This window comes from Ferroacidibacillus organovorans, from assembly GCF_001642725.1.
GTDB classification, from domain to species: Bacteria; Bacillota; Bacilli; order Alicyclobacillales; family SLC66; genus Ferroacidibacillus; species Ferroacidibacillus organovorans.
On sequence record NZ_LSUQ01000015.1, the window covers coordinates 17,837 to 31,858 of the forward strand.

A 14,022-nucleotide genomic window follows, 5' to 3' on the forward strand; every position below is an offset into this window, starting at 1 on the left:
GCATAGAGAGGATTGACCGTGCATGACCGATGGGACGAAGCGCCCCAAACTACTCCTGATTGACGGGAACAGCGTGCTCTATCGCGCGTTTTTTGCCGTTCCCCTGTTATCAAACTCGCAGGGTGCCTATACAAACGCCGTATATGGATTCGCTCAGATGATTCTAAACGTGTTGAATCAGGAACAACCGACGCATATCGCGGTGGCGTTCGACAAAGGGAAAGCGACATTTCGCCACCAGGTTTATGAAGCGTATAAAGGGAAACGCGCGAAGACGCCGCCGGAGCTTAGCGGCCAGTTTGAAATGGCGAGAATGCTGCTCGACCAGTTTCACATGCGCTATCTTGAGGCGGAGGATTATGAGGCGGACGATTTGATCGGGACGCTTGCGCGCGTCGGCGAAGAAGCCAACTTTGATGTGATGATCGTGACTGGCGACAAGGACTTGTTGCAACTCGTTTCGAACCGGGTGACGACGTGCCTCACGAAAAAGGGAACAACCGACTTGACGCGCTATGACCCTGAGGGCGTGCGCGAGCGTTTCTCGCTCGACCCGCTTCAAGTGATCGACTTGAAAGGGTTGATGGGAGATGCGTCGGACAATATTCCGGGCGTACCGGGCGTCGGCGAGAAAACGGCGATTAAGCTCTTGACACAGTACGGCAGTGTGGAAGCTGTGCTCGACCATATTGATGAGATCAGCGGTGCAAAACTTCAGGAGCGCCTGCGTGAACACCGCGAGCTTGCATTGCTCTCGAAACGTTTGGCGACCATTGAGCAACATGCGCCGCTCTCTCTGTCGCTTGACGATCTGTCGTTTACGGGATTTGCGCAAGAGGATGTCACGGCGGCGTTTCGCGCGCTTGAATTCAAATCACTTTTGGCGCGTGTCAGAGACTGGCAAGGCATCTTTCAAGATACGCCGAAAAAGAGTGAGCAGCGCTCCTCAATCGTAGAGGATGACACTTCGCTGCCTACCAATAAGATGAATGGAAGCGACGGCGACGCGGATGGAAGCGCGGCTGCCAATGCGGATCGAGTGGAAGGTCGCGAGTATGGCGAAGCCGATGTGCGGATCGCGTCGCTCGCCGAACTTCCGGAGGTCATTGCGTCGCTTGAGGGGCCAATCGCGATTCTGGCAGATGGATTGCGGCACTATCACACAGACCGGCTCGCAGGCGTGGCGTTCGCAACGAGTGACCACGCGGTGTATGTGAGAATCGTTGCAGACGAGGTGCTGGCTGATGGAGGGATTGGCGCGGGGAAGGGCGATCAAGCTGCAGATGAGAGCGATCTTGCCGCGAATGAGCGTGTCATGGCGCTCTCACGGCAACTCGCGCCACTGGTTGATCTGCTCTGTGACGAAACGCGCGAGAAGGTCGTGTTTGACGCAAAAGCGTGGCGGGTTGGACTCTATGCGCACGGTGTGAGGGCGGTGGTAGAGCGACCGTTTGCGCAGGCGCTTGATGCGCTGCTCGGCACGTATTTGTTGCGCGCTTCAGAGGGCGTGCCGGAACTCGCAGATGCGATCATCTATGCGGTCCCTGAACTGCCGATTCCAGAGTCGCTCTACGCAGCGCGCGAGATGAACGGGGAACCGTATCAGATCGGGCTTGCGCAGTGGGCGCGGATGCTTGCGCGCGCGCGCGCGGCGATGATAGACCAACTGAAGTCGAAGAACCTCTGGTCACTCTATGAGGACGTCGAGGTTCCACTGTCTTATGTGCTCGCTGATATGGAAATTTATGGTGTAAAAATTGATGCGTCACGCCTTGAGGCGATTGGCGCGGAACTGGCGGTTGAGATTGAGCGTCTGACGAAGCGAATCTACGAACTCGCGGGGACGACCTTTAACATCAACTCCACGAAGCAGCTCGGGGAAATTTTGTTTGAAAAGATGGGATTGCCTCCCGTCAAAAAGACGAAGACTGGTTATTCGACGAGTGCCGACGTGCTTGAGAAACTCGCGCCGCAGAGTGAGATGGTCACGGAGATTCTGCGCTATCGCATTCTGACGAAGCTTCAATCCACCTATATTGAGGGGTTGCTTCGCGAGATTCGCATGCCGTCATCGCGAATCCACACGTCGTTTCACCAGGCAAAAACGGCGACCGGCCGACTCTCAAGCGAGGAGCCGAATCTGCAGAACATTCCGATCCGCATGGAGGAGGGAAGGCGGCTTCGACACGCGTTTGTCCCGTCGCTGGACGGATGGAAGATGGTGGCGGCTGACTACTCTCAGGTGGAACTTCGCATCATGGCTCACCTGTCGCGTGATGAGGCGCTCGTCGACGCGTTTATGACGGGGGTGGACGTTCACACGCGCACCGCGAGTCAAGTGTTTGGTGTGCCGGAGTCTGAAGTGACGTCGCTGATGCGGCGGCAGGCGAAAGCGGTCAACTTTGGGATCATCTATGGCATCAGCGATTTCGGACTCTCGCAGAATCTGAACGTCTCTCGCGCACAGGCGGGCGCGTTCATCGAGCAGTATTTCGCGAAGTTTCCGGGTGTGCGCAGCTACATGGATCAGGCTGTCGCGTTTGCCAAAGAGCACGGCTATACAGAGACGGTGCTTGGACGGCGGCGCGATCTGCCGGGCATCCACAGTCGCAACTTTAATGAGCGGAGCTTTGCGGAGCGGACGGCGATGAACACGCCGATTCAGGGAACGGCGGCAGACATGATCAAAGTGGCGATGATTCGCTTGGCGGAACGGCTGCGCGCAGATAGACTTGAGGCACGGATGTTGCTGCAGGTGCACGACGAGTTGATCGTCGAGTGCCCTGCGCGTGAGGTGGAGGCGGTTTCGCGTCACATGGCGGAGGCGATGGAGCAGGCGATTGAACTCAGTGTGCCGCTGCGCGTTGATTTGCACGTGGGCGATACGTGGTACGATGCGAAGTGAGGCTGTCTTTGAGGTGGGAAGGGTGAACGGATGTGCCTGAATTGCCTGAGGTGGAAACGGTGCGCAGAGGGCTTGACTCGCTTCTGGCGGGACGCGTCATCCTCGATGTACATGTTCATCTCGCGCGAATCGTACGCCAGCCGGACGTGGATACGTTTACGACGCTCTTGCGTGGGAAGCGCATTGAGAGAGTGCGTCGGCGCGGGAAGTATCTGTTGATCGATCTCGACGGGTGGACGCTGGTTTCTCATTTACGCATGGAGGGACGCTATGGGGTCTTCGCGGCAGATGGGGAGGTCGCACCGCACACACATGTGCGCTTCAGGCTAGATCGCGGTGAAGAACTGCGCTATCGGGATGTTCGCCAGTTTGGAACGATGGATCTTTTGCCGACGGTAGAACTCGATGTGCATCGCGGCCTCGCAGCGCTTGGGGTGGAGCCGCTCGCTGACGCGTTTGATGAGACGGAGCTTGAAGGAAAGTTGCGGTCGCGCTCGGGGGCGATCAAGGGTGCGCTTCTGGATCAATCGGTGGTGGCCGGGATCGGTAATATCTATGCGGATGAGATCCTCTTTGCGGCAAAGGTTCATCCGGAGCGCGCGGCCAATCGGCTCACGCGAAATCAGACGCGCGAAATCGTTCGCGCCACAAAGTTGATTTTAGCCGCTTCGATTGAACAGGGTGGAAGCTCAGTCAAATCGTATGTGGACGGGTTTGGTGAACAGGGGCAGTTCCAATTCGCGCTACGCGTCTATGGACGTGACGGGTTGCCGTGTGATTACTGCGGCAGTCTCATACGAAAAGGGCGAGTGGCCGGGCGCGGCACGCACGTTTGTGTCGCCTGTCAAACGCCGCCTCGCGGTGCGCGTATCACATCTCGAACGGGTTCGGAGTGAACAATTTTGTTGGTTGGGCTTACTGGCGGAATTGCAACAGGAAAAAGCACCGTTTCTACGCTCCTTATCGCGCGCGGAATTCCGGTTCTTGACGCGGACCGCATTGCGCGGGAGGTCGTCATGCCGGGAACAGAGACACTCAAGGCGCTTGTGGAGGCGTTTGGCGACGGAATTTTGACAGATGACGGAACGCTCGATCGCGCTGCGCTCGGACGTTTCGTGTTTCACGATGTGGCTGCGAGGGAACGCGTGAATGCGATCACGCACCCGGCGATTCGGTCGCTTATGGTGTCGCGCGCGAGAGAATTGGAGGCGGGCGTGCGGGCGCGCCCGATTATTCTTGATGTGCCGTTATTGTTTGAGGGAGAAACGCATAAAGTAGTCGATGTGACGGTGCTTGTCTATGCGAGCCGACCGATTCAATTGCAGCGGCTGATGCAGCGCAATCCGCTCACGGTGTCAGAAGCGAACGCGCGCATTGACGCGCAGATGAGTACGGAGGCGAAGCGCCGTCTGGCAACGATCGTTATCGAGAATGACGGGTCGCTCTCTGAATTGGAAGCGCGTGTGGATCGCTTGTGTGAAATTCTTGGGAAACTTGCGCGCGAAGACGAGATGGGCGAGGTGCAATCCGATATAAACTCGCGGAGCACACGTCCTCAGGTGGTGATTTCATGAGATCTTCAGGTACACCCTCACGCAAAGAGGAGGGTGGGATGGCTTCGCGTGATCATCGCGGGCTACGTGTGGGACGCATTCGCGCACGCTCGAATCGATCGGGTCAATCTCCGCGGGGAGGAAGTACATTGAAACGTACACGATGGGCGCGCTGGCGCGTCGTGCTTTCGGTGGTCTTGCTTGCGGGTCTGATGGATCTGGTGTTTCGACCGGACTTTCTCCAGTTTGTCTATCCAATCTACTATCAGCCGATCATCGAGCACGAGGCTACCGCGGCGAATGTCGACCCGATGCTTGTCGCGGCGATCACGCGCGTTGAGAGCCATTTTCGAGAGGATGACATTTCGCACGCCGGTGCAGTCGGCCTCATGCAACTGCTGCCGGGAACCGCTTCGTGGATTGCGGTACAGATCGGGATGCCCCAGCCGACCGCGATTCAACTTGCTCAGCCTTCGATCAATATCCGGTTTGGCACCTGGTATATCAGCTATCTCCTCAAGATGTTTCACGGACGTTTGCCGGAAGCCATCGCCGCGTACAATGCGGGACCAAACCGCGTGAGCGGCTGGCTGCAGTCAAACGTGTGGTCGGGCGACGAAGTATCCATCGAGGACATTCCGGTGCTTGAAACGCGCCACTTCGTTGCGCGCGTGTTGTATACGTATCGCCTGTTCCATCAACTCTACGAGTGAGCTAGCTCCCTCGGCGCGGATTCAGTGTTAAATGGAAGGGTAACATTGGCGATAGATGGGGACGAGTTTGACGCAGATCGCGGTGCTACTTTTTCAGCAGTCTATTTCCGCGACATCTCTTGCGTAGATGTCCAGGTTGTGCTATATTATTTTCGTTGACCTCAGAAGAAGAATGCACCATCCATGTCGGGGTGGCGGAATTGGCAGACGCGCACGTTTGAGGGGCGTGTGGGGTAACCCGTGCGGGTTCAAGTCCCGCTCTCGACACCAAAAATCGTAGAAAAGCCTTACTGCATAAGGGTTTTGGAGCCTTTTCGCTCCGAAGCCCTTTTTCGCGTAAAAACGCTCAAAACCAGGGGGTCCGTCACCAAGATGTGTGTGATCACACACTTCATGATGTGTGCTTGACGTGTCCGACAGCACACATCTGGAAAAAGGGGACGTGTGCACCATGCCCAGACGTCGTCAAAATATCGTGTCCTTTGGGACCGCGTTGGATCAGGACGAAACGCCGAAAAAAACCGTTTGGTCACTCGCAGAAGCCAAAACCTTGTTTCTGGAGGACATTCGCAATTTGGCCATGCATACCCAACGTTGGCATCGGGAAAACCTAAACGCGCTTGAAAAAGTGCTGGAGAAGCAGGGAATCGTTGTGCAAGACATGCGCGAATTGACGATGCCGCTTTTGAAAAACAATTTTGTGTTTTACATGCGTGACACCATGCATTTAAAAACGAACACCATCAACGGTCGTGTGCGCACGGTGCGCGCCCTTCTTCACTTTGTGTACGAACAAGGGTACGTGGCGCGCGATCCTGGCGCGGATGTGCCTTTGTTGCGCCCCGAACGGGTGATGATTCAAACCTTTTCAGAAGAGCAGATTACCCATCTCTTGCGTCAGCCGGATCGGCATACATTTACGGGACTGCGTGATTATACGATGATGCTTTTGCTGCTTGAAACCGGAATTCGACTCTCCGAGTGTGAAGGCATTACGCTTTCGGATGTGAATCTTCAAGAGGGCACGATTCTCGTGCATGGAAAAGGTTCGAAGGATCGGACGGTTCCCTTTCAGAGCAAAATGAAAAAGGTTCTGCAAACGTACATCGAGGCACGCGGAGCCGCGCAAACCGATCGGCTCTTTGTGACCCTCGAACGAAAGACGATGAGCCGGCGGTACATCCAGGAACTGATCAGCCAGTACGGTGAAGCGGCGCAGATTCGCGGTGTGCGCGTATCGCCGCATACCTTTCGGCACACGATGGCAAAATTTTATGTGTTGGCAGGGGGGGACATTTTTAGTCTGCAACGCATTCTTGGCCACAGTTCACTTGAGACGGTTCGAATCTATGTGGAGATGTTCTCCCATGAGGTGCAGCATCAGCATCAAAAGTTCAGCTTTGTCGAGCATCGCTTTCGATAAACCGTCTCACACGCTTTGTGTTTCGAGATAAGGCGCATGGCGTAGATATGGGAAAAACGATGAGCCTGTCGATGCGGACGGGCTCAAGGTTGAACTTTAAATTTTCGTGAGGGTCATGGCACCGAAGGGTGGAACAGGGGATCAGTGATGGACCTAGAAGAAAACGAAAAAAATTTCTATGAAGGGCTTGACAGGCCTAGGAGTAGCGTTACAATGGAGGTGTTTCAAGGATTGTCTGACACCTAGATAATCCTGTCGATGACAAGCGTGAGATCCCTAGCTGATCAAGGCCCACCATGCCTCAGCGACTCACTGCTCGAGACTGGGGCCGTAAAGCATACGGGAAATGGTAGTCCATTCGTTTTTTATACTCCAAGCTTTTGACGAATGGCAACGGTCCGGGTGAAGGAGTTATATCCTCGGCTTACATGATAAACGACAGCGAAGTATCTGTCGTCAAACCCAACGGATACGGGATCCTTGCGTCTTCAAATGCATCGAAAAGTGAAACTGGATTTGATCCATAACTTGTCCCATCCCCGGGATGAGATAGACCACAAAAGCCTCCGACAGAACATGTGTATACCCCAAACGACACGGGATTGTCCGTGTGAAATTTTCCTTTCACCCAAAAAACATTCGTATGAAAAAAAACGAAGCTCGTTTAGATTTCGTGTATGGATTGAATCGATGATATTGCGTGGATCTGTAAGTCGGTCCGTGCCAAAAACCTGGAATGCTTGCGATGGAAGGGTCTGATCCTTCCTTTTTTGTATTTTCTGTTTTTAATCTCCGTTTTACTGCATGCGATTTGTGTCTTGCTTTTGCTTGTTCGTTTTTCCTGTCCGGATGATATCTACCTTGCAAGGAGTGGAATCTGTATGACCCGTCGGCAAAATCAATTACTCGTTGTTCAGAATCCGCAACACAATGCGATCGCAAAGCGTCAGGCATCGGTAGCACTTGTGGATGCCATTGCGGCCTATCTGGAGTGGCACACGCTGCATGGTAGTTCAATGTACACCATCAAGCACGAGAGGGAGAATCTGCAAGCTGCGCGGAACTACCTGGGCGAGTTTGTGCTGGATCAATTGGCGCCCGCTGACATCGAGGTCAGATTTATTGGCTTTATGCGCGCAAAAGGTCTGAGTGGTAATACCATCAATTTACGATTAAAGACCCTGAAGCGATTCTACAAATTTGTAGTGCAACAAAAATGGGTCGCGTTTGACCCCGTGGCATCCGTCGCCAAAGTGAGATCGGTCTCGACAGAGATCCCGTCGTTAACGATGGAGCAATTGACGTGCCTCCTTGCACAACCGAACCGGACAACGTTTACCGGCGAGCGCGATTACACGTTCATCTGTTTGGCGGTTGATACAGGCCTTCGTTTACGGGAGATGCTCGATCTAACCGTCGCGCAAATCGACATCAAAAATCGCGTGATTAAAGGCGTGCTGGGCAAAAACCAAAAGCGTGAAACCATCACCTTGACTCGCGCCATGTGTGAGCAACTCCAAGTTTATCTCGACGTAAGGGGAGCGCATGTAGCGACCGACCATCTCTTTGTTAATTTGGATGGCGGAGCATTGCACCGAAAGACAGTTCAGGATCGGATCAAAGCTTATGGAACAAAGGCAAAAATCACGGATGTGCGTGTCAGTCCACACACGTTGCGACACACGTTCGCCAAGCAATGGATCTTAGGGGGCGGCGATGTGTTTTCGTTGCAGCGCATGCTCCGGCATTCCACCATGGATCAGGTCAGACAGTATGTGTATCTGTGGGGCAGAGAGATCCAGAATCAACACGACAAATTTTCACCGTTGGTAAAGCTTCAGTTGTCGCAAAAAGATCGAAACTCAGGAGTCTAGTTGCAAATAAAGTTTTGTAACCTTTTTTGTTCGAGAAGAAGTATATCAAGTATTAGGAGCAAGCAACCAAAGCGATGGTGCTGCATTATGACAAAAAACGGCAAAGTACATGCCAAGTCTACCCTTAAACTCCCTCCGGGGTATTGGGACGATTTGGAAGGAAAACTCAGTAAAATTACGGCAACCCCGGATGGAATGTCTAAGAGAGTGATCTTGGATTTCCTAAAGGAGGCGAAACGTAAGTGGGGAGAGGATCCGGAATGAAAGAGTCATCGGAGTATCTGTGGCCAAGAGAATTCCCAGCGAGTGACTGCATCACACTGACAATCCATCGTCATCGTGACGGGACAACGACGCGTCATGAGTCGTATCAGATCGCCATGGAGTTCACGGATAACGATGATCAAGCGAGAGAGATCCTGGCGGATAGTTCTAAGCTGGCGGGGGCAAAATAACCCATCCGTGGGGGTGGGCTATTTTGAGAAAAACTCCTAAATTAACAAAGCTAACATTTATGGAAGTCGATCATCGCCATGACGTTACAGAACGCTGGATGCGTAGGATCATCCAACGCATCCTGATCCAGGCTTTGGAACTTCCCACGCAGGATGTGGCCGATTTTTTGTGGAGTTCTCGTCAAGACAACAATCAGGCTGATGCTCATATTAGTGCAAAAGAGCATTGATAAAGCCGGACTTAATGGAGTAACTCGATCTAGGAGGTTATCAATGTGAGTAATGTATTAAAAGTAGCGCATTACACTCGTACCGTTGGTTCTTCGCAAAGTCTACGAATCCAAATAGAGGCTGCTCGATCAACGCTCAGTTCATATTCAATGGATCGAATTGTATTGTTCACTGATCGTGGTAGTGCGCGCCAGGGTAGAGGCCTTGATGCTCAACCGCAATTGAATCAGATGCTCGAGATGATTAAAGATGGAAAAATTGGCACAGTCGTCGTGTATGATCGCATGCGTTTAGCCGGAAATGTCGAAACCTACTCGGGAATCATTAAGTTGTTCTATCGTTATCGCATCCATGTCCTATTTGTATCAAACTATGAAAGGCCTTTTCATCAGTCGAATCTCGCAGAATTAATGGAATCGGCGATTTTACATGAGCAATTGCGTAGAATTGTGCGTCCCATGAAAGCATAGAGGCATCTGTACTTATGCTCACCGTGTACCGAATTTTCTGATGTGGGGATGTGTCGTGAAATGGGGAACCTAGGTATAGCGTTGTACATTCGTGTTAGCACAGCACAACAGAATATCGCGATGCAAGAGGGATCTGCTGGCTCGATACTGAGCCAGTTCCCCGCATCGCAGATTCATCGATTTATTGATGAAGGGGTTTCTGCTACAAAAACAAAATTACGTGAGCGTCCCGGATTGCAGAAGTTAATCCAATCCATTCAACACAGGGAAATTGGTACGGTTGTGGTGTATGATCGATCACGAATCTCGAGAAATACGTACGAGTATATCGCTTTTGTAAAAATCATCCAATCATATAACGTGCGAGTGATCTTTACTGGAGATAAGGAACCTGCATTTACTTCATCCCATTTCATTGAGGCTTTTTACGCGTTACATGCACAGGGTGAAGGAAAAAAAATCAGGCAACGTGCGTTAGACGCGCAAAGACACTTTCCTTCCAAGTTAATTGGGTACATAAAAATAGAGGAAAATGGACAGGTGCGATATATACGTGATGAACCAAGGGCGACGTACATTCAATCCTTATTTGAAAAAATGGCGAATGTCTCAACAACCGTGGAAATGGAATCGGTTTTTTTGCAATATCGAGCAAAGATAAAGCGCCCATACCTACGTCTGTTTAAAATCCTTAATACTCCTTTTTATAGTGCGATCGTACTTAATGAAAATCAGTGCCAACAGTTGGAGTATGTGGAGCCGATCACAACACAAGATCTTTACAATCGAGTTAAACAAAATTTGAATGTCATCGCAAGCGCAGATCAGCAAGTTAAAACGGAGCAACTAAGTTATCGCATGATGCCGGTATGCGGATATTGTGGAGAACCGATGAGCGTGCAATCCGGTGACTATTTTCATCGGAAAATGGCGACGTATGTGTGCAAAACAAAAATCCATAGGAGAAATGCGATTTCTATTCAAGAATATGAGAATGAAATTATGAGCATTATTTATGATTATTTGAAATCGATCGATATAAAGAAAATGGAGAAGATGTGTTTTCAGTATATTAGGGAACAGGAAATGAAGTCTAAAAATAAAAAAAGGTCTTTGGAGCAAGCATTAGTTCAAATAAATGTTGAGATCGTAACGTTTCTTGCGATTAAGAAAAGAACGGATGCCCTCTTAAAAAGGAAGGAACAACTTCAGGTGGCTTTACGGGATCAGGATGCAATGATTAAACGTTTGGATGACATTAAGGTTAACTTTTCAGAAATGGCATATTTAATAAAGGTTCGTTTAATTTCGGATCTGATTCAAGACAGTGATCTGTGGGACTTGGCGGAAGACTTGATTTGTCAAATTTCTGTTTTTAAATCAGAAATTAAGATGGTGTTACGATGCAAAACATTTATTCGAGAGGGTGCGTTCTAAAATGCAGCAAGCGATTGGGTATTGTCGGAGATCAGATGCAAAACAGGAAAATAACCACTCGATTGAGATTCAAATGATGTCAATAAAGGATGCTGCTAAACGTTTTAACGTCGAAATTGTTGAGTTTTATGTTGACGATGCAGTGAGTGCCTATGCATATAACGCCAAGGAAAGATTAGCAATGAAACGTTTGAAAGATCGCGTGATCAATGATCATAACATTAAAGTTGTCTTATTTTATGACGAATCCAGAATATCAAGGCAAATCGATGATTTTGTGAATGATGTTTTCTCTGAAATAAAAGAATTAAGATCTGATGTTATATTCTATAGCACTGATAGCTCAACTCAAAAAGCTTGGGATCCGAATGATTTTGAGACGATGTTGCAGCTATTGCTGGCCAATGAAGAATCTACGAAAAAATCATCGCGTGCCATGGATTCTCAAAAGAATGCCTTGAGAAAAAATAAGCCGGTTCGACCTGGATCTAAAGCGCCGTATGGCTTTACTAAAGAAGGAAATACTTTGGTGCATAATGATCAGGCGCCAATAGTTTACTTTATTTTCCATATGGCGAGTTACGGGTACTCTGAAGAGCAGATTGCTCAATATCTAAACCGAGCTGAAATTCCATCGCCATCCAATGGCTTATGGGCCCCTAGCAGTATCAATATGATCGTAACAAAGCGAGTATACGTTGGGGATCTCGAATGGTACGTGCGGAAAAATCGGAGAAATGGCGCAAGAAGCGATTCCACGCAGATTTCGTTGTTTCCCGCTATCTATGAGCCTATTATACCTTTAGATTTATGGGCCTTGGTACAAGAATTAAAAATGGAAAAAAAGACAACTAAACGCAAAATGAATTCACAATATATTTTACAGGGCTTGCTTAAATGTGGCCATTGTTTTGAAATACTCAATCACAAAAATTACACGCCAGGAAAGGCAAAAAAGCAATATGCAAACTATTCGTGCGAAAGTTGTGGTTATCGAATGGATTCTCGAGACGTAGAGGAACGAATTGTTAAAATGATCGCTAAAGATTGGGAAATTCATCCCGATGATTTTGTGCGACAAGCTAGTGGCATGCTGAAGGATTGGATTAAATCACTGGAAAAGGAAATTTCGACTAAAGGGAAATATCTGCAATACGCAGAAGCTGAGTCGAAAAATACACCTCTAAGTCCGGAAATAAATGATTCAATTGAGGCTGTACATCAATTAATCAATGATAAGGAGAAGTTAAAAACACAAATTTCTTTGTTTCTTTCTACAGAAGATGTGATCTGGAAAACACGGTTTGGCGACAAGATCGATATACAAAGTTTGAATACGACGGAGCGTCGAACGTTTTTATTTCAGATCGTGGAGGAAGTTCAAATTCGTAAAAACGCGAATGGGGGTTTTACGCCTAAAATTGTATACCGCGAAACCCCATTTATCTACTATAATAAAGTAATGAAGCCATCAGAAGAAACTTTATGAATTTGAAAGGTCATCTATTGGAATAAATAATCATTTACATTTTGAACACGGCATTTCGTAAACCGAAAAAATTCCATGCGAATTGCAAATAAGGTAGGCCTCAAGGTTAATTAAAATAATAAACAAAATTATTAAAAACGATAAATTATATCTGAATTAAAAGCTTAGATGAATTACGCATATTATTTGACGTCTCGAATGGCAATGCTCAACGATGTCAAGGTTATGTGATGCTTACGAGAAGAAGAAAATGATGATACATAACGAAGGGAAATATTCATACCTATTCATATTTTCGGTAGATGAAAAGGTGAAAACGTAGCAGATAGATGGGAACGATTAAAAGTCATAAAACGTTAAATATTCAATAATTATAATATTTGCGATCAATTAATTCGTCGATCTTTTGAAATTTAAAATGCATAATTATTCGCGGATATTTTGATCTTAATATTCTGTGATAAATTCGGGTTAGTGCCCAATATAACTATTTAGTTTTCGGTAAAGTACTTGTCTAAGGATCCTTAGACAAGTACTTTACCGAAAAAAAGGCTTGAGAAAGCCTTGTATTAGCGGGATTCTTAGGACCTCCGTTTTGGGGTGATCGCTCAGTCAATCGGATGTTTCGGTTTAGCGACCAATCAAAAAAGCCGTATATTGACCGTTTATTCCGATAATAATGAGATAGGTATGGAATATTTGTATAAATATACGGTTCGATTTGCGAAAATAATCGGGGTTATGACAATATATTGCAGGAGATTAACGGATAAGACAATAAACGCCAAAATATTTTTTTTACAACTATGCTCGGCCGTAAGGATAAATTGGAGTTAGCTCCATTGACCCCAGGGAAGTTCCGCTGTCCTCGCAGTATCGCTCAGCAGAATGTGGTTTTCCGAAGTTTCGAAACCATCGACTGGAACGACTTTTAAAGGAGATTGGACGCATGCAACTGTTCATTTTGGATGAGTGGGGCTCCGTAATCACGGACGACCAGATGGCGGCAGCGATGATTGACCGTGTGGTCCATCATGGGCACCTGTTAAATTTCGGAGGAGTGAGTTACCACATGAAGGACGCGCTGATGAAACAGCGCTAAAAATTCCCTGTCAGGGGCATGGAGAATTACCAATGACAATAACGGGTATTTTAGCTTGACAAAATACACAACCGCAGCATCGGTTCTCAATCGGGAAAGATGCGCATGACTCGCTCACGACGGCGAATTAAATTCTCTCGTTTAACCGCTCTACATTGTTCGTCGTTCGCAACTTCCGACCCAAAGTTGCGGGTAATGCCAAGACCGCAATCGCATCCTAAATCCTTCTTCCAACACTTTGATCATCTTGAAAAAGGGACTGCAATAGATCGAGATTTATCGTAAACTATGGTTGAGACCAATGGATTCTTCTTCTGTGAATAAGTGCTTGACACAACTATTCTACCAGAGGAAATCGAATGGCTCATCT

At 48.6% G+C, this 14,022-nt stretch carries 12 protein-coding genes, 1 tRNA gene and 1 pseudogene; 13 read left to right on the forward strand and 1 reads right to left on the reverse strand.

Annotation, left to right across the window (positions count from 1 at the left end):
* The first annotated feature begins 22 nt into the window (after positions 1-22).
* The 13 genes from polA (at position 23) to AYW79_RS15825 (ending at position 13,652) form a co-directional block, all read left to right on the forward strand.
* Positions 23-2,905, forward strand: coding sequence for a DNA polymerase I (gene polA, locus AYW79_RS06870; RefSeq protein ID WP_067563675.1), 2,883 nt, complete (start codon positions 23-25; stop codon positions 2,903-2,905).
* Positions 2,906-2,937: 32 nt separating this feature from the next.
* On the forward strand, positions 2,938-3,801 hold the full coding sequence (gene mutM, locus AYW79_RS06875) for a bifunctional DNA-formamidopyrimidine glycosylase/DNA-(apurinic or apyrimidinic site) lyase (protein ID WP_067563678.1): 864 nt from the start codon (positions 2,938-2,940) through the stop codon (positions 3,799-3,801).
* A 6-nt stretch (positions 3,802-3,807) separates the two neighbouring features.
* The gene (coaE, locus tag AYW79_RS06880) at positions 3,808-4,479 is read left to right on the forward strand and encodes a dephospho-CoA kinase (protein ID WP_067563680.1); all 672 of its coding nucleotides are present in this window, start codon (positions 3,808-3,810) and stop codon (positions 4,477-4,479) included.
* A 128-nt stretch (positions 4,480-4,607) separates the two neighbouring features.
* Positions 4,608-5,171, forward strand: coding sequence for a lytic transglycosylase domain-containing protein (locus AYW79_RS06885; RefSeq protein ID WP_067563752.1), 564 nt, complete (start codon positions 4,608-4,610; stop codon positions 5,169-5,171).
* A gap of 185 nt (positions 5,172-5,356) precedes the next feature.
* Positions 5,357-5,441 (forward strand) — tRNA-Leu (locus AYW79_RS06890).
* Positions 5,442-5,622: 181 nt separating this feature from the next.
* Positions 5,623-6,594 carry a tyrosine-type recombinase/integrase gene (locus tag AYW79_RS06895; protein WP_067563683.1) on the forward strand — a complete coding sequence of 324 codons (972 nt, stop codon included), beginning with the start codon at positions 5,623-5,625 and terminating at the stop codon, positions 6,592-6,594.
* An 881-nt stretch (positions 6,595-7,475) separates the two neighbouring features.
* Positions 7,476-8,468, forward strand: coding sequence for a tyrosine-type recombinase/integrase (locus tag AYW79_RS06900; RefSeq protein ID WP_067563686.1), 993 nt, complete (start codon positions 7,476-7,478; stop codon positions 8,466-8,468).
* A 260-nt stretch (positions 8,469-8,728) separates the two neighbouring features.
* Positions 8,729-8,923, forward strand: a complete 195-nt coding sequence (locus AYW79_RS06905; protein ID WP_067563690.1) for a hypothetical protein — start codon at positions 8,729-8,731, stop codon at positions 8,921-8,923.
* A gap of 23 nt (positions 8,924-8,946) precedes the next feature.
* On the forward strand, positions 8,947-9,153 hold the full coding sequence (locus tag AYW79_RS06910) for a hypothetical protein (protein ID WP_067563694.1): 207 nt from the start codon (positions 8,947-8,949) through the stop codon (positions 9,151-9,153).
* Positions 9,154-9,198: 45 nt separating this feature from the next.
* Positions 9,199-9,624 carry a recombinase family protein gene (locus AYW79_RS06915; RefSeq protein ID WP_197460914.1) on the forward strand — a complete coding sequence of 142 codons (426 nt, stop codon included), beginning with the start codon at positions 9,199-9,201 and terminating at the stop codon, positions 9,622-9,624.
* Positions 9,625-9,684: 60 nt separating this feature from the next.
* Entirely contained in the window at positions 9,685-11,061 is a 1,377-nt protein-coding gene (locus AYW79_RS06920; protein WP_067563700.1) for a recombinase family protein, read from the forward strand.
* Between the two features lies 1 nt (position 11,062).
* Complete coding sequence (locus tag AYW79_RS06925) at positions 11,063-12,550, forward strand: recombinase family protein (RefSeq protein ID WP_067563702.1); 1,488 nt, start codon at positions 11,063-11,065, stop codon at positions 12,548-12,550.
* A 949-nt stretch (positions 12,551-13,499) separates the two neighbouring features.
* On the forward strand, positions 13,500-13,652 hold the full coding sequence (locus tag AYW79_RS15825) for an ATP-binding protein (RefSeq protein ID WP_197460912.1): 153 nt from the start codon (positions 13,500-13,502) through the stop codon (positions 13,650-13,652).
* Between the two features lie 89 nt (positions 13,653-13,741).
* Here the strand turns inward: AYW79_RS15825 and AYW79_RS15500 are convergent.
* Positions 13,742-13,895 (reverse strand): annotated as a pseudogene (locus AYW79_RS15500) (transposase); the annotation flags it as partial.
* Positions 13,896-14,022: the final 127 nt, after the last annotated feature.

Excerpts from the sequence above, each read along its gene's own strand:
- polA (WP_067563675.1), top strand. The coding sequence starts at position 23 with ATGACCGATGGGACGAAGCGCCCCAAACTACTCCTGATTGACGGGAAC.
- AYW79_RS06895 (WP_067563683.1), top strand. The coding sequence starts at position 5,623 with ATGCCCAGACGTCGTCAAAATATCGTGTCCTTTGGGACCGCGTTGGAT.
- AYW79_RS06900 (WP_067563686.1), top strand. The coding sequence starts at position 7,476 with ATGACCCGTCGGCAAAATCAATTACTCGTTGTTCAGAATCCGCAACAC.
- AYW79_RS06905 (WP_067563690.1), top strand. The coding sequence starts at position 8,729 with ATGAAAGAGTCATCGGAGTATCTGTGGCCAAGAGAATTCCCAGCGAGT.
- AYW79_RS06920 (WP_067563700.1), top strand. The coding sequence starts at position 9,685 with ATGGGGAACCTAGGTATAGCGTTGTACATTCGTGTTAGCACAGCACAA.
- AYW79_RS06925 (WP_067563702.1), top strand. The coding sequence starts at position 11,063 with ATGCAGCAAGCGATTGGGTATTGTCGGAGATCAGATGCAAAACAGGAA.
- AYW79_RS15825 (WP_197460912.1), top strand. The coding sequence starts at position 13,500 with ATGCAACTGTTCATTTTGGATGAGTGGGGCTCCGTAATCACGGACGAC.